Origin of the sequence: Anaerosporobacter faecicola, from assembly GCF_012070565.1 — a bacterium.
GTDB lineage: Bacteria > Bacillota > Clostridia > Lachnospirales > Lachnospiraceae > Anaerosporobacter > Anaerosporobacter faecicola.
This window is the reverse complement of sequence record NZ_JAAQRO010000033.1, coordinates 18,543-40,197: the sequence shown is the minus strand read 5'-3', so window position 1 is coordinate 40,197 and position 21,655 is coordinate 18,543. Positions and strand designations below refer to the sequence as shown.

The following is a 21,655-nucleotide window of genomic DNA, read 5'->3' as shown; positions in this document are numbered from 1 at the left end:
TACACGTATTGCTCCGTTGCTTCGCAACTCCCGCAATCCTAAAGCATTCGCAATCCGCGCTTTCGCGCTACTTGCTCATGTTTTGCGGGTCAAAAGGTCATTTTCACTTTTGTGCGAGCACAAAGTGAAATGACTTTTTGACCCTTGTATTGTTTATTCTAAATAATCTTTTAATTTGCGGCTTCTACTTGGATGGCGCAATTTACGAAGAGCTTTGGCTTCTATTTGACGAATTCGTTCTCTTGTTACATTAAATTCTTTTCCTACTTCTTCGAGTGTTCTAGCTCTTCCATCATCTAAACCGAATCTTAGACGAAGTACTTTTTGTTCCCGTTCTGTTAAGGTACTCAGAACTTCCACCAGTTGTTCTTTCAGTAAGGTAAATGCTGCTGCTTCTGCTGGAACAGGTACATTATCGTCTTGAATAAAATCACCTAAATGGCTATCCTCCTCCTCACCAATTGGTGTTTCAAGTGATACTGGTTCTTGGGATATCTTCTGAATCTCACGAACTCTTTCCACTGGTAATTTCATGACTTTTGCAATTTCTTCCGGTTGTGGTTCTCTTCCTAATTCCTGTAGCAATTGTCGTTGAACACGTATCAATTTATTGATCGTCTCAACCATATGAACGGGGATACGAATGGTTCTTGCTTGATCAGCAATGGCTCTTGTGATAGCCTGACGGATCCACCATGTAGCATAAGTACTGAACTTATAGCCTTTCGTATAATCAAACTTTTCAACAGCTTTGATCAATCCAAGATTTCCTTCTTGAATCAGATCAAGGAATTGCATTCCTCGACCAACATATCGTTTTGCAATACTAACAACAAGACGAAGATTGGCTTCTGCAAGACGTTTCTTTGCATTCTCGTCGCCTTCTTCCATTCGCTTCGCAAGTGAAATTTCTTCATCTGCACTAAGCAATGGAACTTTACCGATTTCCTTCAGATACATACGTACTGGATCTTCAACACTGATACCTTCTGGAACAGACAGATCGATCTTTTCTAAATCTTCAATCTCCTCTTCCTCATCTAGTAACATATCATCTTCCGGACCTAGATCTTCTTCCTCTTCACTGTTTGTTATACGTAATACATCAACCCCATTTTTCTCAAGGTATGTGTAGATTTTCTCTATTTTCTCTTCATCGATGTCCATGTCTGAGAAGAAATCATTAATTTCCTGATACTCTAGAACATTTTTTTTCGATTTAGCAAACACAAGAAGCTCTTTTAATTTTTCTACAAACTTTGCCATACTTTCGTCCATCGTAGTCCACCTCTTCCTAATCAGTTATACTCGCAATCTCTAAGTTATAACTCATAAATTACAAATACTTCACACAATTACTAATATTCTAACCATCCGCAAGAGAAATATGCAATTTCTGTAAATCGGCTTGTGCTTTGATGATGCTCTGCATTTGTGCAATATCCGTGACATTTCTGCTCCGATTGTCCAAGCTGTATTTCTTGATTCGATAGATCAAATCATTCAATGCTTTTTCCTTTTCCATTATACTCATCTCTTCCTGAAATGTAGTACTGAAAAGGGAAGCAACTTCATTCTGTTCCTCTTTGCTTTCAAACTGGTTAATGATCTTCGCTGGAATCACTTGACCTTGCTCTTTGTATTGTTGAAATAACATTCCAGCAACCTTCTGATAAAGTTCCCCATCAAAATCTTCTTCGCTAATGATTCCCTTTATTTTCGAAAACAATCTTGTATCCTCAATCAGCCAAGTCAATAATAATTTGCTAGCTTGTCTCATGCTATCCTGCGCAGTAACCCGTTTATTGTTACTTCGTTCCTGTACTTTTTTAATCATAGTAGGCGTTGTTACCATCGTTGCAGCATAATGATTAACAAGTTTACGCAGATTATCAAATCCCATATGATAGATTCGATCGATTGCTTCAATATAATTATTTCTTTCAATCTCTTCCGTGAAAACTAATAACTTTTTCGCTACTTCATTGAAGAATTTTGTCTTCTGTTCTGGATCATTAAGATCGTATTCTTTTTGTAACACCTCAATTTCAAAATAAAAACTATTTTGTGCTTCATCAATCCTCTTTTGGAATTCTTCCGCACCTAATGCTTTCATAAATTCATCTGGATCTTTATATGGTCGCATATTAATGACCTTTGTACGAAGTCCGGCTTCCTTCATGATTGGTATTGCACGTAAAGCGGCTTTTACTCCTGCACCATCACTATCATAGGTCAGCAATACTTCGTCTGTATACCTCTTCAAAAGATTCGCCTGTAACCCCGTAAATGCAGTTCCTAGCGATGCCACCGCATTGGTAAAACCGGCTTGATGAAGAGCTATTACATCCATATAGCCTTCACAAATCAGCATATTATGCTTTCTTGCCGTTTTTGCTATATTCAAACCATACAAGTTCCTACTTTTATCAAATAATAATGTCTCTGGTGAATTGAGGTATTTGGGTTCACCTTGTCCAAGAACTCGTCCACCAAAACCAATGACACGGTTGTTACCATCCATGATTGGATACATTACCCGATTCCAAAACTTATCATAGGCACCTTTTTTCTCATCAAATGTTACTAAACCTGATTGTCGTAAGATTTCATCACTATATCCCATTTGTTTTAGATACTGATATAAGTCATCACTATATTTATTAGAATACCCCAGACCAAACATCTTAATGGTTTCGTCTGTAAGTTTACGGTTTGTCAAATACTCATAAGCGATCTTCCCTCTCTCCGACTTCAACTGATAAAAGAAGTATTTCGCAGCCTGACGGTTAATCTCTAATAGTTGGGTTTTTAAATCGGCTTTTCGTTTTGCCTCTTCATTCTGTTCTTCCTCTGGTAAAGGAATACCGGCTCGTTCTGCAAGATATTTCAAAGCCTCTACAAAAGAATAATTCTCATACTCCATTACAAAGGTAAATACATTACCTCCAACACCACAACCAAAACAATGATACATCTGTTTTTGACCACTAACGCTAAAGGAAGGGGATTTTTCATTATGAAATGGACACAATCCCATATGGTTATTTCCAGAACGTTTTAACTTCACATGTTCAGAAATCACATCGACTATATCATTTCTTTGTCTTATCTCTTCTACTAAATCCTCTGGGTAATACATCAGATTGCCTTTCCTTTCTAACTAATAGATTCCCCATGACCTGGGAATCATCAACTCTTTGAACTTACTAATCGCATAACGGTCCGTCATACCCGCTATGTAGTCACATATTACTTGTTCTTCTGATTCATGTACCTGCTCTCTCATCTCCAAATATTCTTCTGGTAATTCTTCTATATGTTCCACATAGTAATCAAACAACTGCTTTACTAAGTTTTCAGCTTTCTTCTCCTGGCTTTTTGCTACCGGATTTGTGTAGACACTTTGAAACATGTACTTTCGTAAGGAAAGCATTGCTTCCTCCACTTCAGGAGACATTACAATATCATCTTTACCTTCACTATGGATTACAATATCATGAATTAGGGTATTCAGCCGTTCTCTTGGGCTATGTCCCAAAACTTCTGTGTATACGGCGGGGATTCCCTCCTCCGTTATAATCTTCCCTCGAATGGCATCATCTATATCATGATTGATATAGGCAATCTTATCGGATAAACGGACAATCTTTCCTTCCAAGGTAGTTGGCTTTCCCGATGTCTGGTGATTTAATATACCATCTCGTACTTCTTGCGTCAGATTCAACCCTTCCCCATGCTTTTCAAGTAATTCTACAACACGTATACTCTGTATATGATGCTCAAACCCAGATTTGCATGCTTCATTCAATGCTCTTTCTCCTGCATGCCCAAAAGGGGTGTGCCCTAAATCATGTCCAAGCGCAATGGCTTCCGTCAAATCTTCATTCAACCGAAGTGCGCGAGCAATGGTTCGTGCATTCTGTGCAACCTCCAATGTATGCGTCAATCTTGTCCGATAATGATCACCTTCCGGTTCAAGAAACACCTGTGTCTTATGTTTTAATCTTCGAAATGCTTTACAATGCAAAATTCGGTCTCGATCTCGTTGATATGCGGTTCTTAGGTCACAAGGTTCTTCCCAATTATCTCTACCAAGAGATTCATCACTAAACGAGGCAAAGGGACTCAGATTCTGATGTTCGCGTAGTTCCTGTTTTTGGCGTAGATTTAACCCTTTCTCATTCTCTAACATAACTTCTGCTTTTCTTAATTGTTCCAATAATTTAAGATTTTTATCCATTTGATAAAACCTCCCTAGCAAAAGTAATTGCCTAATACTATGTATATTCTACGTACCGATTAATTTTTACTTTTTTTATCGTGCTAAATACCTATATTATACTAAATTATATCACAATTTAAAAGGGTTCTTTTAAAAAATACAAAATTTTAAGAAAAAAACAAAAAAAGCTGTTGCAAAATATTTTCTGAATCTTACGTTTTTTCGTAAATCGCCTCCAGTCGTATTCTGCAACAACTCGTATTATTCCTTATGACATTGTCCTCGCATACCACAACCAGAACAGCCACAACTGCAATATTTTCCTTCTTTTATATCTTTGACCTTTTTCCGTATTACAAATCCTGCATATGCTACAATGGCAGCTACAATTAGAATTGAAACCATATACCTTCCTTCTTTCTTTGCTGGATTATTCCTACATTGCTTTACTTATAATAAACTTCTATCTTTCGATTACATAAGAATCTGTGCAATTTGGAAGAATAGCGTTGATACCAACCAAGCGACTGCAACCTGGAACACGATGGCAAATACTGTCCACCTTACGGATTTCATTTCTCGTTTGATTGTTGCAATCGTTGCAACACATGGCGTGTACAAGAGTACGAAAATCATCATGGAATATGCGTTCACAGCAGTAAAATCCGCATTACTTAATACCTCTAGCAAAGCACTTCTTCCATTGGTAGAAGCAATGTTTCCGATTCCAAAGAGTACTCCGATACTAGATACGACTACCTCTTTTGCTGCCAAACCAGATATGAGTGCTAATGCAATCTGCCACAAACCTAAACCAGTAGGAACCAATATAGGGACTAAGAATTTTCCAATTCCAGCTCCAAAACTTTCGGTAATATCCGTTACGATTCCATGTGGACCTACATTTAGGATAAACCAGATGATGATAGAGGCAACAAAAATTGTTGTTCCCGCTTTCGTTAAGTAATCCTTAATTTTATCCCATACATAGATAACAATTGTATGAAGATTTGGCGTTTTGTATTCTGGCAACTCGATTAACAACGAATGTGTTTCACTCTTCTTTTGAAGTTTCGTCATGATAAAAGCAATAAGAATGGCTATCACAAGACCGATAACATACATGGAGAATGCTGCAATTACTGCATAATTCCCAAAGAACATATCGGAAAACAAAACATACACTGGTAATCTGGCACTACAAGACATAAATGGAGTTACAAGTATGGTCTTTCTACGATCATTACTGTCTTCTAGTGCTCTCGTTGCCATAACCGCTGGAACACTACATCCAAATCCCAATAACATAGGAATAAATGCACGACCTGACAAACCAATCTTTCCCATGATTCCATCCATGATGTACGCTACACGAGACATATATCCACTATCCTCTAAGAATGCTAATGCCAAGAATAATATAAATATATTAGGTAAAAAAGTTAGAATACCGCCAACTCCTGAGATAATGCCATCTACTACTAAAGAGATAACCATATCATTGGCGTGCAGATGTTGCAGCAATGCCAATACACCATCTGATATACCGGTTATTCCAACCTCGAAATATCCTTTTAACCAGTCACCAATGGTAAATGTCAGAAAGAAAACCAGTGCCATGATTCCTAAGAATATTGGCAATCCTAGAACTCGGTGTGTGAGGTAATGATCGATTTTTTCCGTCTTCGCCGCTTTCTCTTCTTTATTTACTAAAACCTCATCTATTATTTCTTCGATAAAATCATACTTTTGATTGATGATGTCTGTTTCATAACTGCGTGGTACAACATCAGAAAAGTCGATTTGGAATTGTTCGCATATCTCCGGATCCTGTTCAAGAATCTTAATGGCATACCATCTTGGATTTTTTAAATCAGGGTCATGCATATAGAGTCGATCAATAATCTCATCAATCTTGTCTTCAATCTCATCGCTATATACCACTGCATATTCCAAATGATGACTATGTTTATGATTACTGACATTCCCATCATGATGATGTTCCAAATTACTATCCATATGCTTCACTTGATGATGTGCTACTGCATGCATAAGTATATCAAGCCCTGTCTTCTTTCTGGCTGACACGGGAATTACAGGAATACCAAGCATCTCCGGTAAACGATGCAGATCGATTTCCATTCCTCTCTCTTTTACAATATCCATCATATTAAGAGCCAGAATTACTGGTTTACCAAGTTCAATCAACTGTAATGTAAGGAAAAGATTTCGTTCAAGACAAGATGCATCTGCAACATCAACGATTACATCAACGGTATCATCTAATATGTATTCTCTTGACAATTTTTCCTCTAGTGTATACGACGTAAGACTATAGATACCAGGCAGATCAACTAGTTTAAACAGATGACTATGGTACTTAAACGCACCTTCCTTCTTTTCTACTGTTACGCCGGGCCAATTGGCTACTTTTAATTTTGCTCCTGTATAGGCATTAAAAAGTGTGGTCTTGCCACAATTGGGATTGCCTATGAATGCTACTTGCAATTCTTCTTTCATATGTCTCTCCATTCTCCCCTATTTCTGTTGGGCTTAACATTCTTTTGTGCAAACCAAGATTTTCTTGGCAATATCTTTTCCCACTGCTAGTCTTGTACCCCTTGCTTTAAATATTATTGCTCCATTCTTTTTTTTATTCACTACTTTGATGAATGTATCATGGATCAAACCAAGGGATTGTAACCTTCTTCCAACATTTCCTTCTACCTCAACCTGATCGATTCGATATTCCTGATTGATGTCCCCTTCAAATAACGTCATATATAAACCTCCTTATTGAGAATCACTATCATTTTCATTAAAGACAGTATAGTATAACAAACCTCATTCGTCAAGATATTCTTAGAATTTCTTATAGAATACACGGACAATGTTGAATTTTGTTTGTTATTATGCTAGTATGTGGAAGGAAAAAAGAAGCAAAGCACCAAAGGAGATTTTATGAACCGACATATTTTATTTTTTGACATAGATGGTACAATACTAAGCGAAGTAACCCATGTCATCTCTGCTGATACAAAAGCTGCAATAGAAGCAGCAAGAAAAAACGGTCATTTGGCATTTATCAATACAGGACGGACCTTAGAAGAGTTGGATGATCGTATTCTTTCTCTTGATTTTGATGGATTAGTATGTGGTTGCGGAACTTATATTCTGCACGAAAAGGAAGTCTTACTAAACCAAAAATTAACCAAAGAGGTAATGGATTCTGTACTTTCTGATTTAAAGAAATGCAATCTAGAAGCCTGCTTAGAGGGTGTAAACAAGGTTTACTTTGATAAAGACTCAACGAATGATACAATCTGTTCCTTACGTGCTTCTATGAAAGCTCGTAATTTTCAACTTGGAACTTTTGATGATTCTGACATAGACTTTACTAAATTTACGATATGGGTGCAGGATACCAGCGATTATTCTTCCTTTTATGAAAGTCAAAAAAAGAATTTTACATTCATTGACCGTGGCAATTCCTTCTTTGAGATTGTACCACATGGGTATTCCAAAGCTACAGGTATTCAATTTCTGCTTGATCACTTCAATCTTTCAATTGATGATGCTTATGCTTTTGGGGACAGTACCAATGATTTATCCATGCTCACCTATGTACCACATAGTATTGCTATGGGTAATTCCGATCCTTCTCTATTTCCACTGGTATCCTTCGTTACAAAAGATGTGGATGACAATGGAATATCCTATGCATTAAAACATTTCAATTTGATATAGCATCTTCTTCAAATTGCCATCAATCGTGAATGAACAAATTGTACATCTTACACTCCACGTTAGTAACAGTTTCAAAGTACACGTTGTTCTTTGTGCTGAGCACCGTCAGCTTCAGCTGATATCTACCTTATGTGCGAGCGCGAATCCCCCGGTGGGTTTATATAGGATATCGGAGGACTTTCCTATATATAAACAAAATCCGAACAATAGGAATACAATGTTCCTATATGTTCGGATTCTACTTTTTCTAGCATTATACTTTTTTAATTGTATTCGGATTACCTCGAAGAAGCTGATCCAACACTGATTTGTATACGATGATAATTCTTGCATCGATATAGCAAAACTTATTCACTACATATTCATAGGTCTTATACAAGAAGCAACCACTCATTAACAGAATACTGACCACTGTTACCCAAGGTACCAAGTCTCTCGTAATTAAGAAGATTGCCCCAAATATATATACCAAAAGAATGGAAAAATATGTCCTACTAATCTTCACTACTAGGAGCATGGCTTCTGTCAAACGATCAAACATCTTTTTCAAAGATTCCAGATCTTTATCTTTCAAACTGCTATATATGTCATTATAGATTTCTTCATTTTTCAGATTACGATAATCAAAATTCTTTTCTAACATCTTTTTATGATAACTTCCAACATACTGATTATATTTGTTAATACCAAATTCAGTTCGTATTAGTTTTTTAAAAACATTAACCATATCTTCACCGCCTAACACTTTGCTTATTTGTTAACTTATTCTAGTATATTTCCCTTTATTCGTCAAGTTTCAAGCTTATCTTTCCCTTCTCTGCATAATGCATATTAAATCTTTCTCGCCTAGTATTACGGATTGTTCCGTACTTTGACTCTACTATTATTATATGATTATACAGTCAAATAGTATCAATAGAAATCATATGAATTCTCTTCCCTTTTACCTATACATTAGAAAAGAAAACTTTTTGGAATATCATTTTTGTATCTTTTCGAATATCTTTTTGGAATATCCTTTTATCATTTTATCTTTCCTTTCTTTTATTATCTCCTTATTCAATCTAAATCATGAAATGAAAGTTTTGTTAATAAATATAAAGAGAAGCATGGAGTCATATTAACAAAACGTTCATATTTTATCCATACTATCCTCATATATGTTGTATATAATAAGATTCATAAAGAAGCAACATGTTGTTTCAATACTAAATTGTTTTTTCATAAAACCAGATAGTTTTTTTCTTCCCCTTTCTATCTGGACTCCTCTTTTTATAAATGAATGAATAAAAGCTGGTTTATACCAGCTTTTATTTTGCTTAGAAAATATTTTTTGATCATTAATAAGAATTCATTCGTATTTATCAGCTTTATTTTAAAGCATAACATTCTAGTAATTTATGGTATACTTATAAAAGGATTGATTAACCGTCATTCCTATACAATGTACATAATACGAATTAGAGTGATACAACCATACAAAGGAGGAGTATTTTATGATTGATATCCATTCAACCCTTGGATTACAGTGTTCTATTTCTCAGGAAGCAGACATTGAACAAAGCAACCTTGCAAATGAAGTCATAATTGATAAATATACTCAGGTGAACCATTCCACCCTCGGTACTAAGGTACAACTAGGACGATGTAATTCCATTCTTTACTCACAGCTTGGAAGGTATTGCTACACTGGTCCTAATACAACGATACGAAATGCTACCTTGGGCCAGTTTAACTCAATTTCTTGGAATGTAAGCATTGGCGGTAATACCCATGATATGAACCGTGTTACAACTCATAGCTTTTTGGTTTATCCCAAATGGGAAATGGGTGGTCATAGTAATTGGGAATCCTGTAATAAGGAATGCTCTTTAGGAAATGATATCTGGGTTGGTGCAGGCGTGAATATTTTACGTGGTGTTACCATCGGAAGTGGTGCAGTAATTGGTGCTGGTAGCGTTGTTACCAAAGATGTACCTCCTTATGCTATTGTCGTTGGAAACCCAAGCAGGGTCATTCGATATCGATTTTCGGAAGATCTAATCGAACGTTTTCTCGAACTCGAATGGTGGAATTTCCCGATTGATACCATTCGTCAATCCTTTGATGTTTTCCATTCTACCGTTACTTCAGAAATTATGGACCAATTATTTGAAATAAAAAAGAACATAACGAGTTATGATAAATGAAGACACACTTTCCTGACATAACGAAACGTTTGTATATAAAATAATTCAAAAAAATTGCTTTTCTATCACGGACAAGAGTGTTATAATGAGTAGAACGTAGGTTTAATAACATAATAGTGAATGTGTAACTACATTTATGGAGGTATAAAATGTCTAAAGTTATCGTTATGGATCATCCATTGATTCAACACAAAATTGGAATCATGAGAGTTAAAACAACTTCTACAAAGGAATTCCGTGATCTTGTTACAGAAGTCGCAATGCTTATCTGTTATGAAGCAACTAGAGATCTAGCTCTAGCTGATATCGAAATCGAAACCCCATTAGTGAAAACAACCGTAAAAGAAATTGCTGGTAAGAAATTATGTATCGTACCAATTTTACGTGCTGGTCTTCATATGGCAGATGGTATTTTAAACTTAATTCCAAATGCAAAGGTGGGACATATTGGTCTATATCGCGATGAAGAAACCTTAGAGCCAGTTGAGTATTTCTGCAAATTACCTACTGACGCTGCCGAACGTGAAATCTTCGTTGTAGATCCAATGCTTGCTACTGGTGGTTCTGCTATTAGTGCTATCAAACAATTAAAAGCAAGAGGAATCAAAAAGATTCACTTCTTATGTTTAATTGCTGCTCCTGAAGGCGTAAAACATTTACAAGAAGAACACCCAGACGTAGATATCTACATCGGTGCTTTGGATGAAAAATTAAATGAAAACGGTTATATCCTTCCTGGTTTAGGAGATGCTGGTGACCGTATCTACGGTACAAAATAAAACAAAACACAAAGAGCTATTCGAATCCGAATAGCTCTTTTCCTTTTTTATATATTACTCGTAGTATTATTCGATAAAAATGCATAATTCCAAGTCCACCAACAAATCCAGTTATTAGTCTTCTTACATTCGTAGATTCTTTTATATGCAATGCCTGCATCAACCAATCAAAAAACATAAGCATACACCCGAAAAGTGCAAAAATGTTTCCCGTATTACTTTGCCTGTTACCTTTCTTCCGCCGGAATATGCACTGGAATAGGATGTAACAGATATAACATAGAATGGAACTAATATATGCAATAAAAACACCCGTGCAACGTGCACAGACCGGGAATTGCATCCCATGATAATAGAAACTTCGATCCGCTCGTTGATGACAGCCTGTTTTCTCTCCTATTTTCATCAGACGTAGCCAAGTTTCATATTCTTTTTTATCTTCATGACTGAAATTGTTTTTCTTACTTTCTTTAAACGACATATCATTCATAAGAACACCTTTTTTGTATTTCATACTTATTAAACGCGAAACTTTCTTCCACAGTTTGGGCAGATCCAGTAAGCTCGCCTTGTTGTCTTACCATCACCCATTCCACATAACCCACATAAGAAGCCAATTGGTCCTAAGATGATATAGCCACATAAGCCAGAACAGACACCATACCCCTTTTGTTTTGTTTCGGATTCCTCAATAATATGACAATTTTCACTTCCACAAGATGGACATCTCATAATTATTCTCCCCTTTCTTTCATTTCCTCCAGTCTTTGTGCCTTAGAGTAGACACAGCCACAGTAATCCTGTCTATATAAATCATATTCCTTCGACAGTTCTGTAGACCTCTTGTAACCATTTTTCTTCTTGAAATCAGAATATAGATAGGATACACCGTATTCCTGTTCTAACTCCCCACCAATTTCATTTAATTTTTGTGCGTTCTTCAGCGGACTAATGGAAAGTGTGGTTGTAAAGTAATCAAAACCACCTTCCTTTGCTAATATTGCTGCTTCCCGCAATCGCAATTCATAACAACGATAACAACGTTCGCCTCCTTCAGGAACTTTTTCAAGTCCTTTCGCCATGGCAAAGAATTTCTCTGGTTCAAATTTACCTTCCATAAATCGAATTGGATACTTCACCTTCTCATTCATAGCATCGATTAAACGTCTTTGTTCCGCTACCCGATGGTTGTATTCCTCCGCCGGATAGATATTGGGATTATAGTAAAGTAACGTTATATGAAAATATTCCGCTAGATATTCCAAACAATAGGAACTGCATGGTGCACAACAACTGTGTAAGAATACTGTTGGAACACGATTTTCTTTTTTTAATGATGCAATCAGTTGATCTAATTTTTTTTGATAATTTATAACATTCATTTGATTCTCTCTTTTCTAATAAAACTATTGCTTCTACATAAATCGAAAGAAAAATAGCCAAATAACCAGTCCAAATAAAGCACATACCAATAGTATGGCTGGTACAAATGTAATGAATCCCGCAATCCACATTGCTACAAGATCACGCCACTGTAATTTTTCTTGTTCATCATCTACAAGACCTTTTTTCTCTCTGTCTTTTTCTCTATTCTCAAATAACTCCGTCTGTTCATCTAATACTTTTGTTGCTTTCTTACTAAATAACATAGTTCCTCCTATACTCCTATACATGAGCATGCTATAACAATATCAAAAAAAAGAAAAGACTACCCCATAAACTTTGGCAATAGTCTTTTCTTTTCCTATAACCTAAGTAAAATACTACTTAGATTCTACAACATTTCTCTTATGATGACAAGCAACAAAATGTCCTGGTGTCATCTCTTCCAAATCTGGTACCACTTTCTTACAGATGTCCGTACAATACTTACAACGTGTATGGAACTTACAGCCTTTAGGTGGTTTGATTGGGCTAGGAATATCTCCCTCGATCAGAATCGGTTCTGTCTTATTCTCAACATCGGTTGTTGGAATTGCAGAAAGAAGAGCTTCTGTATATGGATGCATAGGCGCAGCGAATAAATCCTCTGTCGTTGCTAATTCAACCATATTACCAAGGTACATAACACCGATACGATCACTGATGTATTTGATAACACTTAAATCATGTGAAATGAATAAGTATGTTAAATTTTCTTTTTCTTTCAGATCAAGTAATAAGTTAATGATCTGTGATTGAATGGAAACATCAAGAGCAGAAACCGCTTCATCACATACAACGAATTTTGGTTTTAATGCTAAGGAACGAGCAATACCAATACGTTGTCTTTGTCCACCTGAGAATTGGTGAGGATAGCGATGAATCATGTACGAAGCAAGACCACAGTCTTCCATAACCTGCATGATATAATCCTGCATCTTATCCTTGTTCTTATGGAATACTTTATGTGCATTCAATCCTTCTCCAATGATCTGTCCTACTGACATTCTTGGGTTTAATGAAGAGTATGGATCCTGGAAGATCAACTGTAAGTCTTTACGAAGACGACGAGTTTCCTCTTCTGTTAATCTTGCTAAATCAACACCTTCATCACGATAGGATTCGTATTTTTCGAACTCTGCATTTCCTTTGTATGCTGCACGCATTGCATCGATTTCTTTCTTTGATGCTTCAAAAGTTGCTTGTTTTGCCTTTACATCATTTCTTTTTGCTTCAACTTTTGCTTTGATCTTAGCTGTAGCAGCATCAATATCAGATTGTGAAGCTTTCTTCGCCTTTTTCTCTGCAACAGCAGCTTCGAATTCACTCTCTAATTTTCTAAGTTCTTCCTTGGCAATACACCATGCCACATTATCCTGGTACTCTTTTAAGAAAGTATTTGACACTTTTTGAAGATCTTTTTCTATAAAGAAACCACCGATTACTTGAACAATATCAAGAAATGCATCATTGGCAATTTTCTTCGCTTCTTTCACCTTTGCATGCATATTATACTTTTCTTCGTCCGTTGTAAGTTTATCATACTCACTTTGAAGAAGATCCGCTTTTGCTTGATGTGTCTCATAATTCTTCATCTTAGTAGATAGATGTTTTAGCGTGTCCTCCATATAACGTGGAGCGATTTCATCAAGGGGACGACCATAATACATCGTACGTCCATCTGTTTGTTTGTATAATTGTAACAAGGTACGACCAAAAGTTGATTTACCGCAACCACTTTCACCTACAAGACCAAATGTTTCTCCCTCATAGATATCAATGGAAATACCATCATTCGCTTTTACGTATAATTGTTCTTTTTGGAACATACTTGTTTTCTTAATAGGAAAGTACTGCTTTAAATTAGAGATGCGAAGTAAAACTTTTTTATCTTTCTTCTTATTTTCCATCTTTTCTCATCTCCTTTTCTGGGTAGAAACATCTGATTTGATGATTCTCCTCAATTTTAACTAAGGTTGGTTCTTCCTCTCTACATTTATCAGTAGCATACTTACATCTAGGTGCAAACTTACAACCTTTTGGAAGATCAAGTGGATGAGGAACCGCACCTGGAATTGCCTCCAAACGTACTCCAGCAGGAGTATCCAAACGTGGAATGGATTCCATAAGTCCTTCTGTATAAGGATGAGAATATTTTTGTTTAGTAAAGATCTTTTTTGCAGGAGCCATCTCAACTACCTGACCACAGTACATAACAGCAACATCATCTGCCATTTGGTTGATAACACCAAGGTCATGGGTAATGAATAGGATGGAGGTTCCCTTCTCCTTCTTCAAATCGTTCATTAATTTCAAAATCTGTGCTTGAATTGTAACATCAAGTGCTGTAGTTGGTTCATCTGCAATCAACAGTTTTGGTTGACAGGCAAGTGCAATTGCAATCATAACACGTTGTCTCATACCACCAGATAATTGATGAGGATATTGTTTTGCAACACTTTCTGGGTTAGGGATCTTTACAGAAGAAAGCATCTCAATTACCTTTGCTTTTGCTTGCTTCTTGTTCATTCCTTGGTGAATGATAAATGGTTCACTTAACTGTCTTTCAATAGTAAATACAGGATTCAAACTTGTCATTGGTTCCTGGAAAATTACAGAAATCTCATTACCACGAATCTTGTACATCTCTTTCTTCGTACAATCCTGAATGTTCTTACCATCAAAGATGATTTCACCATCTGCAACATAACCATTGCTATCTAATAATCGTAAGATACTCATTGCAGATACACTTTTACCACTACCACTTTCTCCTACGACACCTAAAGTCTTACCAGCGTCAACAGAATAAGAAACGCCGTTTACAGCCTTAACCGTTCCTCTTTTTGTTTGGAAGAACGTGTGTAAATCTTTTAATTCCAATAGAGCCATTTCTTATCCCTCCTATCGTTCATTTGCTTTTGGATCGACTGCATCACGTAGTCCATCACCGATCAAGTTAATACTAATTGTTGATAATCCTAATGCTATAGAAGGGAATACCCATCTCCACCAATATTGAAGAATAACGGTTGAAGATTGACAACCATTCAGCATGTTACCCCAAGTAGGTCTTGGTTCACGAACACCAAATCCTAAGAAGGATAAACCGGATTCTGTTAACATCGCACTAGCAAATCCTAATGTAGCACTAACGATGATAACGGAAACAACGTTAGGGATAATATGTCTAAAGATAATACCTTTTTGTCGAACACCTACTGCACGAGCTGCAGTAACGAATTCTTTGTTACGTTCTGCAAGAACTTGCGCACGTACTAATCTTGCATCACCTGGCCATGATAACAAACCTAAGATAACCATGATTAAAGCAATACGCTGCGTCTCATTAATCTTATTACCAATGATGGCAGATAAGGTCATTGCAAACGGTAAGAATGGCAATGCATATACGATTTCCGCTATACGCATCAGGATCATATCCACTTTACCGCCAAAGTAACCAGATACACCACCGATAATGATACCAATCGTAACAGATATAATAATGGCAATTGCACCAATTGTCATGGTCATTCTACCACCGTGCATGATACGAGATAATACATCACGTCCATAATTATCTGTTCCTAAGATATATCCTTTAAGACCCCAAGTGATTGCTTTACCACTGTCTGTGATTGCATAGTTTTGGTAATATCCTGTATAAACTGTAGTAACATTGGCTTTGTTCACTTTTGAAGGAACGCTAGATTGACCAAAATCATCATGTCCCCATGCTACAACATCACCATTTGCTAACATTGCTGTATAATGATAACGACCTCCTTCAATAGAAACAACACCTTCTAGTGTTTCTCCTTCATGAATGGTTTTCGTCTTATTACCCCAAACATATACTTTACCGTCTTCTGTAACGGCTGCACCTGTTTGTGCTGTTAAAGCAATATCAACTGCTTTTCCCATCTCTTCTGGAATTCTTGAGAAAGCAAGTTCATTCGCTGTTAAGCTTACAACCTGACCATCTTTTGTTAAACCAAGAACACCTTGTGAATTGATTGCGATCTTATCGATCTGACCTTGGTATTCACCAATCTTAAAATCAATAATACCGGTATTACCCCAGAAGTATACATTACCATCTTCTGTTACAGCTGCTGAACATTGGAATCCAGAATAGATTCTCTTGATATTCTTTACTGTCTTTAGGTTTTCTGGAATTGCACATTGTTTATTTCTTGAATTACCCCAAGCAAACAATTCGCCTTGATCATTCAATGCCAGAACATGGTCTGCACCAGCAGCAACTTGAACAACTTTTCCCATATTCTCAGGAATATCTTTTACATCGATTACAGAAGTAATCTTTGTCTTACCCCAAACGAATACTTCTCCATCATTGGACACACCAACACTGAAGGTTGATCCTACGGAGATTTCTTTTATGTTTCCTTGTAACTTCTTTGGTACTTTCATCATATTAAATCCAGGAGCAACATTTTGCTGCGTTTGTTCCTGATAAGTTAAATCAATGTGATTTACCGCTGGGTAAATTAATACACTTAAAAATATGATAAGGAATATAATTAACGACACCATTGCAACTTTGTTTGCTACAAAGTTTTTAATGACTGTACGCATTGGACTTTGCAACTGCTCTTCTTCTAAGAAAGAGAGTTGTTTCTTTCGATTCCCGAACAATAAGCCTAAGATGCTTACGCGAGATTTCTTCGCTTTGTTTTCTTTGCTCATCTCTCTCTTCCTCCTAATCTAATTTAACTCTAGGGTCAACCATGCAGTAAGCAATATCCATGATCAAGTTACCTAATAGAGCTATAATTACATAAAACATCTGCATTGCTAATACAACCATGAAATCCTGTTGCATTAACCCATCAAATAAGATTTTACCAATACCTGGCCATAAGAAGATATTTTCTATAATAACAGAACCAGAGAATACACTCATGATCCAACCAGTAACAATGGTTACGATTGGAAGCAAAGCATTACGGAATGCATGAGAATAGATAACTGCTCGTTCTCTTACACCTTTTGCTCTTGCTGTTCTGATGTAATCCATACTTAAAGATTCAATCATTGCGGCTCTAACGTATCTTGTAATGGAACCAATTGAGCCTAAAACCATAACTAAAACTGGTAATGCCATATGCCATAACTTATCAAACGCTTTTGCTAATGCGGACCCTGTAAAACCAACCGAATTAACACCACTAACTGGGAAGATTGGCGCTTTGACCGCTAACAGACAGATTAGCACAAGGGCTATAATAAATGTCGGCAAACTATATCCGACGACGGAGAATACCTGTACCACGTTATCGAAAGTGCTCCTTTTTTTAACGGCACATATAATTCCTAAAGGAATTGTTATTGCGAATACAACAACTATCGCCACTAAATTCAGCTGCATCGTATTACTTAATGGCTGTGCAACTACATCAATAACATCTTTACGGTAATTGGATGAATATCCAAAATCACCTTTTAACATATTTGTAATCCATACTGCATATTGTACGGGAATTGGTTTATCCAAACCTAAACGCTCTCTTGCTTGTTGATATTGCATTTCGTAAACTTCTGGTTTCATCCCTGCTTTTGAACCTTCTAGTAGAAGTCTTGCTGGATCACCAGGTACCATCTTATAGATTCCAAACATTAAGATCGACATAATAAAGAATACAAATACCATATACACCAAACGTTTTGCAATGTATTTTGCCATCTTATCCACACCTGCTTTCTTGCTCTTTATGCTGACGCCATATTCTTTCAATGAGATGCAACCATCCCCTATGGTCGCACAAATTGCGAGATATTTTCACACTTATTTGCTTCTTACTTCACGGTAATTGATTACTTTGCAGTAATACCTATAAATTGCGTATATCTCTATTATCACGGAAATAGGGCATTATAAGAATGCCCTATTCCGTGTACATTAGATTCTACAAAACTACAATCGAAACTATTCAGTTACTGACATGTAGATTAATGAATATCCAATTGAGAATGTATCATCACCAACATATCCTTGTACCTTTGGATTGAAGAATGTATGATATTCATCTGAGTAAAGAGGAATATTAGGCATTTCTTCGTTGATTGTCTTCATAATTTCAACCCATTTGTTAAGGTATCCATCACGATCGGAAGGATCTGTCTTTGTTAAATCATAACCCATGTTCATGATTGCATCATCCATCCAGAAGTTTGTATTGAAGTTTCCTAAGAAGCTCTTACCAGTGTTGTAGCTGTATTCAAATTGTGGAATTGGAGTAAATCCAGTACCTAAGTTGTACATATTGAATTGAGGTTCATCAATTCCTTCACGATAATAGTTGTTAAGTAAAGTAGGGAAGTCAACTACAGTAGTAGTTAATTTCATACCAGCTTTTTCCATTTCACTTGGTAACATTGTTGCAAGTAATTGAGCAACAGAGTTATCAGAAGAAGCCCATTGGATTTCACATGCCATTAATTCGCCATCTACATCTTTGTAACGTAATGTATCTGTTCCATCAACGTAAGCTTCACCTTTTTCATTTAAGTTCCAACCATCAGCATCAAGAACTTCTTTTGCTTTATCAATGCTATATGAGTATGGATTTAATTCACTATCAATAACATCTTTCTTTTCTTGGTACATCCATTGTCCAAGACCATATTCTGAATTAACTAAAGAACCGAAACCACCTGTATATTGTGAACAGAATGTAGTTCTATCTAAACAGTAAGCAATTGCTTGACGTACGGATTTGAATTGAGTTGGTCCAAAGTCACAGTGGAATGCAAGTAATCCGTAACCATTTCTTAAGTAAGTAGCGTAATCAGCTTTTCCTTGATCTACTAAGTCAAGACCAGCATTGATCTTATCTCCACCAGAGATACCAGCAAGAAGATCTACATTACCAGCAGCTAACTCATCAAGTTGAGTAGCTTCTTCTGTGTATTTCATGATAACTTTTTGGATAGAAGGTTTCTTTCCTTCGTAGTTACCTTTGAATTGATCATTTACTTCAAGAACAACTTCTTGATTTGTTGAATCATAGCTTACAAATTTGTAAGGACCACAAGTTACTGTAGGGTTGTATCTTTCAGCAGTCATAGGTTCTTTGATAAGATCTGCTGTATAGTTATCTGATAAGTAACATCCTTTTCCATCATCTTTGATTTCAACGCCTGGAGCGTATACAGAGAAAGGTACTGGAGTTACTGCTGAAGCAGCTGCTTCAAAGAATGTAGGAATATTTTCTGCAGAGATATCAATAGAGAATGTATAGTCATCAATCCAATGAATACCTGCAAATTCTTTTGCATCACCACTGTTATATGCATCAAAACCAACAACAGTGTTTCCAGCTGTATTCGATCCTTCAATTTCACCAAATGCAGGTGAAGCATAGATCATTAAGTTACCAACATAATCTTTTGCAGTGATAGCAGAACCATCACTCCATGTTAAGTCTTGATTTAATGTGAACTTGAATGTTTTAGAACCATCATCGTTTAATGTCGTTTCTGGATCTTTTGCTAATACGGTTGGATTATATACATATTCATCCGTACTTGTAAGTTCTGCTGTACCATAAAATCCTGGATATGTACCGATTAATGTTTTGATTACCGCATCGGCACCGTTGTTTCCCCAACCTTCAATGAAACTACCATTGAATTCTGTTACATCACCAAGGATGATTTGTCCAGTAGGTTCTGTATTTGTTGTTTCAGCTGTTTCTGATCCTGCTGCATCATCAGTTGCTGCTGCATCATCAGTTGTAGTAGTCTCTTCAGTAGTCGTTTCGTCTTTCTTGTTATTATTCTTAGAACATCCTGCCATCATAGAAACAGTAAGTGTTAAAGCTAATAATAACGCCAAACCTTTTTTCTTCATAAAAGCTTCCTCCTTAAATATTAATTACATTTATTATACAACACTAGTATAAAACACAAACAATAGAAATAACCTCGCAAGCAAACCTATTGTAGATGACATGATAGGATTCCTCCTATCCTTCTCTCGTATGCCATATACTGTGTGAATAATCTTAAAATGAATGAAATTCTTTTGTGTGCAATATCATGATCACCTTTTCTAATCACAAATGCACTGTTATGCTCTTTTACGTCATCTCAACTTTACCGTGATAAAGCGTTATCATAAAAAATTATAAAAGGTATAAAAGGGTATCCTGGTTTACCAGAACACCCTTGTTCAATACAGTTATGAATTATACTGTCATTTAAATTGTTTGTCAACTGTATTTTTTTTGGCTTTTTTTTACATAATTGTATTATAAAATTTAAGTTTGCATATTTATTACGAAATTCATGACATTATTGGCAAATTTATCTCTTACTGTTCTGTCCATGTCTCTTTCGTTCGAACCAGCCAATATCCTATGTAAATCCTTATAATAAAGCTCTTTTTCCAAAAGCAATCTGTATATAGTTTTATATATTCATTCTGTTTTTAAATTATACATGCTCTTTTATAATATTGCAACAAAATTATTCATATTTTTTTGCGATAAAATTGCATTTTTTTTATTTCAGGTATGCATATACATAAATTCGAATGTATTTCTTTTATTATCACATTAATGTTTTATCACTTTATACATCTAACGTAGTATTTCTTATTAATACGATAGATGCAATAGTACGCACTGCACGTATTGCACATATTATCCTAAAAAAAATCATAGGAAGTGTTATCCACCCTCCTATGATAATAGCCTCTTATTTGATGATCGTAGCATTTCACATAATGCCTTAACTGCTGTTATTGTATATTCTCTATTCTCTGTTACTATTGCAGTAAACGTTTCCACATCCAAGGAAGAAACCATGGAATAGATATCATCTGTGCGACATTGAAACACATACGCCGGATCCTTTGATATTAAAGTATCCATAACCCCATCTATCCGGGATAACAACGTCCTTAATAGTTTATACGCCAATACATTTTCTCGTTCAATGATCTCTTGAAATCGTTTATATTCAAAAGCAAGCACGATGGTTTGGTCTCCTGTCGCTACAACAGAAGCTTCCCTTTTCATACCCTCTAGCAATGCAGACTCACCAAAAAATGTACCTTCTAAAATCTTACCAATTGGCATTCTTTCGTTCTGTAAATTAGTATTCATGTATACAACTGCCTCTCCCCTAAGCAATAGATATACGGTTTCACCTAATTCACCTTCTCGGCACATCTCGTCTTTTGCTTGAAATGTTCGAAATTTGCCATTTTGTTTTAAAACTTCAATATTCAATTCTTTTCTCCCCTTCTACACATGGTGTTT

The 21,655-nt window shown here is 36.1% G+C and carries 20 protein-coding genes; 3 read left to right on the top strand and 17 right to left on the bottom strand.

The annotated features are described in order from the left end of the window. Positions 1–153: 153 nt before the first annotated feature. From rpoD to HBB17_RS14910, 6 genes are all read right to left on the bottom strand, one after another. Positions 154–1,278, bottom strand: a complete 1,125-nt coding sequence (rpoD, locus tag HBB17_RS14935) for an RNA polymerase sigma factor RpoD (protein WP_167958311.1) — start codon at positions 1,276–1,278, stop codon at positions 154–156. 88 nt (positions 1,279–1,366) lie between these two features. After that, on the bottom strand, positions 1,367–3,142 hold the full coding sequence (gene dnaG / locus HBB17_RS14930) for a DNA primase (RefSeq protein ID WP_167958310.1): 1,776 nt from the start codon (positions 3,140–3,142) through the stop codon (positions 1,367–1,369). Positions 3,143–3,163: 21 nt separating this feature from the next. Further along, positions 3,164–4,195: a deoxyguanosinetriphosphate triphosphohydrolase gene (locus HBB17_RS14925; RefSeq protein ID WP_167958344.1), complete on the bottom strand. Its 1,032-nt coding sequence runs from the start codon at positions 4,193–4,195 to the stop codon at positions 3,164–3,166. A gap of 291 nt (positions 4,196–4,486) precedes the next feature. Continuing rightward, on the bottom strand, positions 4,487–4,630 hold the full coding sequence (locus HBB17_RS14920; RefSeq protein ID WP_167958309.1) for a FeoB-associated Cys-rich membrane protein: 144 nt from the start codon (positions 4,628–4,630) through the stop codon (positions 4,487–4,489). 69 nt (positions 4,631–4,699) lie between these two features. Further along, positions 4,700–6,745, bottom strand: a complete 2,046-nt coding sequence (feoB, locus tag HBB17_RS14915; protein ID WP_167958308.1) for a ferrous iron transport protein B — start codon at positions 6,743–6,745, stop codon at positions 4,700–4,702. A 33-nt stretch (positions 6,746–6,778) separates the two neighbouring features. Then, positions 6,779–7,006: a FeoA family protein gene (locus HBB17_RS14910; RefSeq protein WP_167958307.1), complete on the bottom strand. Its 228-nt coding sequence runs from the start codon at positions 7,004–7,006 to the stop codon at positions 6,779–6,781. Positions 7,007–7,186: 180 nt separating this feature from the next. Here HBB17_RS14910 and HBB17_RS14905 point away from each other — a divergent pair, with 180 nt between their 5' ends. Then, positions 7,187–7,972: a Cof-type HAD-IIB family hydrolase gene (locus tag HBB17_RS14905; RefSeq protein ID WP_167958306.1), complete on the top strand. Its 786-nt coding sequence runs from the start codon at positions 7,187–7,189 to the stop codon at positions 7,970–7,972. A 253-nt stretch (positions 7,973–8,225) separates the two neighbouring features. Here the strand turns inward: HBB17_RS14905 and HBB17_RS14900 are convergent, their stop codons facing one another. Beyond that, entirely contained in the window at positions 8,226–8,699 is a 474-nt protein-coding gene (locus tag HBB17_RS14900) for a hypothetical protein (protein ID WP_167958305.1), read from the bottom strand. Positions 8,700–9,468: 769 nt separating this feature from the next. Between HBB17_RS14900 and HBB17_RS20670 the strand changes: the two genes are divergently transcribed. Beyond that, positions 9,469–10,161, top strand: a complete 693-nt coding sequence (locus HBB17_RS20670; protein WP_274380791.1) for a CatB-related O-acetyltransferase — start codon at positions 9,469–9,471, stop codon at positions 10,159–10,161. A gap of 149 nt (positions 10,162–10,310) precedes the next feature. Then, the gene (upp, locus tag HBB17_RS14890) at positions 10,311–10,940 is read left to right on the top strand and encodes a uracil phosphoribosyltransferase (protein ID WP_167958304.1); all 630 of its coding nucleotides are present in this window, start codon (positions 10,311–10,313) and stop codon (positions 10,938–10,940) included. Positions 10,941–10,956: 16 nt separating this feature from the next. Here upp and HBB17_RS14885 read toward each other — a convergent pair whose 3' ends face one another. The 10 genes from HBB17_RS14885 to HBB17_RS14840 all read right to left on the bottom strand — a co-directional run bounded on the left by HBB17_RS14885 (position 10,957) and on the right by HBB17_RS14840 (position 21,625). Further along, positions 10,957–11,454, bottom strand: coding sequence for a DUF2085 domain-containing protein (locus HBB17_RS14885; RefSeq protein WP_238483765.1), 498 nt, complete (start codon positions 11,452–11,454; stop codon positions 10,957–10,959). 5 nt (positions 11,455–11,459) lie between these two features. Continuing rightward, entirely contained in the window at positions 11,460–11,672 is a 213-nt protein-coding gene (locus HBB17_RS14880; RefSeq protein ID WP_167958303.1) for a hypothetical protein, read from the bottom strand. A gap of 2 nt (positions 11,673–11,674) precedes the next feature. After that, positions 11,675–12,322 (bottom strand): epoxyqueuosine reductase QueH, encoded by a 648-nt coding sequence (locus HBB17_RS14875; RefSeq protein WP_167958302.1) that lies wholly within the window; start codon positions 12,320–12,322, stop codon positions 11,675–11,677. Between the two features lie 33 nt (positions 12,323–12,355). Beyond that, the gene (locus tag HBB17_RS14870; protein WP_167958301.1) at positions 12,356–12,589 is read right to left on the bottom strand and encodes a hypothetical protein; all 234 of its coding nucleotides are present in this window, start codon (positions 12,587–12,589) and stop codon (positions 12,356–12,358) included. 114 nt (positions 12,590–12,703) lie between these two features. Continuing rightward, entirely contained in the window at positions 12,704–14,272 is a 1,569-nt protein-coding gene (locus HBB17_RS20695; RefSeq protein WP_167958300.1) for an oligopeptide/dipeptide ABC transporter ATP-binding protein, read from the bottom strand. Further along, complete coding sequence (locus HBB17_RS14860; protein WP_167958299.1) at positions 14,262–15,254, bottom strand: ABC transporter ATP-binding protein; 993 nt, start codon at positions 15,252–15,254, stop codon at positions 14,262–14,264. Before HBB17_RS14860 ends, HBB17_RS20695 begins: the two co-directional genes overlap by 11 nt. A 12-nt stretch (positions 15,255–15,266) precedes the next feature. Beyond that, on the bottom strand, positions 15,267–17,075 hold the full coding sequence (locus tag HBB17_RS14855) for an ABC transporter permease subunit (protein WP_167958298.1): 1,809 nt from the start codon (positions 17,073–17,075) through the stop codon (positions 15,267–15,269). Between the two features lie 13 nt (positions 17,076–17,088). Continuing rightward, positions 17,089–18,123, bottom strand: coding sequence for an ABC transporter permease (locus tag HBB17_RS14850; RefSeq protein ID WP_330588237.1), 1,035 nt, complete (start codon positions 18,121–18,123; stop codon positions 17,089–17,091). A 192-nt stretch (positions 18,124–18,315) separates the two neighbouring features. Next, positions 18,316–20,241, bottom strand: coding sequence for an ABC transporter substrate-binding protein (locus HBB17_RS14845; RefSeq protein ID WP_167958297.1), 1,926 nt, complete (start codon positions 20,239–20,241; stop codon positions 18,316–18,318). A gap of 832 nt (positions 20,242–21,073) precedes the next feature. Next, positions 21,074–21,625 carry a Crp/Fnr family transcriptional regulator gene (locus HBB17_RS14840; protein WP_167958296.1) on the bottom strand — a complete coding sequence of 184 codons (552 nt, stop codon included), beginning with the start codon at positions 21,623–21,625 and terminating at the stop codon, positions 21,074–21,076. Between the last annotated feature and the right edge of the window lie 30 nt (positions 21,626–21,655).

Excerpts from the sequence above, each read along its gene's own strand:
- rpoD (WP_167958311.1), bottom strand. The coding sequence starts at position 1,278 with ATGGACGAAAGTATGGCAAAGTTTGTAGAAAAATTAAAAGAGCTTCTT.
- upp (WP_167958304.1), top strand. The coding sequence starts at position 10,311 with ATGTCTAAAGTTATCGTTATGGATCATCCATTGATTCAACACAAAATT.
- HBB17_RS14920 (WP_167958309.1), bottom strand. The coding sequence starts at position 4,630 with ATGGTTTCAATTCTAATTGTAGCTGCCATTGTAGCATATGCAGGATTT.
- HBB17_RS14875 (WP_167958302.1), bottom strand. The coding sequence starts at position 12,322 with ATGAATGTTATAAATTATCAAAAAAAATTAGATCAACTGATTGCATCA.
- HBB17_RS14905 (WP_167958306.1), top strand. The coding sequence starts at position 7,187 with ATGAACCGACATATTTTATTTTTTGACATAGATGGTACAATACTAAGC.
- feoB (WP_167958308.1), bottom strand. The coding sequence starts at position 6,745 with ATGAAAGAAGAATTGCAAGTAGCATTCATAGGCAATCCCAATTGTGGC.
- HBB17_RS14925 (WP_167958344.1), bottom strand. The coding sequence starts at position 4,195 with ATGTTAGAGAATGAGAAAGGGTTAAATCTACGCCAAAAACAGGAACTA.
- HBB17_RS14880 (WP_167958303.1), bottom strand. The coding sequence starts at position 11,672 with ATGAGATGTCCATCTTGTGGAAGTGAAAATTGTCATATTATTGAGGAA.
- dnaG (WP_167958310.1), bottom strand. The coding sequence starts at position 3,142 with ATGTATTACCCAGAGGATTTAGTAGAAGAGATAAGACAAAGAAATGAT.
- HBB17_RS14860 (WP_167958299.1), bottom strand. The coding sequence starts at position 15,254 with ATGGCTCTATTGGAATTAAAAGATTTACACACGTTCTTCCAAACAAAA.
- HBB17_RS14900 (WP_167958305.1), bottom strand. The coding sequence starts at position 8,699 with ATGGTTAATGTTTTTAAAAAACTAATACGAACTGAATTTGGTATTAAC.
- HBB17_RS20695 (WP_167958300.1), bottom strand. The coding sequence starts at position 14,272 with ATGGAAAATAAGAAGAAAGATAAAAAAGTTTTACTTCGCATCTCTAAT.
- HBB17_RS14845 (WP_167958297.1), bottom strand. The coding sequence starts at position 20,241 with ATGAAGAAAAAAGGTTTGGCGTTATTATTAGCTTTAACACTTACTGTT.
- HBB17_RS14855 (WP_167958298.1), bottom strand. The coding sequence starts at position 17,075 with ATGAGCAAAGAAAACAAAGCGAAGAAATCTCGCGTAAGCATCTTAGGC.
- HBB17_RS14870 (WP_167958301.1), bottom strand. The coding sequence starts at position 12,589 with ATGTTATTTAGTAAGAAAGCAACAAAAGTATTAGATGAACAGACGGAG.
- HBB17_RS14910 (WP_167958307.1), bottom strand. The coding sequence starts at position 7,006 with ATGACGTTATTTGAAGGGGACATCAATCAGGAATATCGAATCGATCAG.
- HBB17_RS20670 (WP_274380791.1), top strand. The coding sequence starts at position 9,469 with ATGATTGATATCCATTCAACCCTTGGATTACAGTGTTCTATTTCTCAG.
- HBB17_RS14885 (WP_238483765.1), bottom strand. The coding sequence starts at position 11,454 with ATGAAATACAAAAAAGGTGTTCTTATGAATGATATGTCGTTTAAAGAA.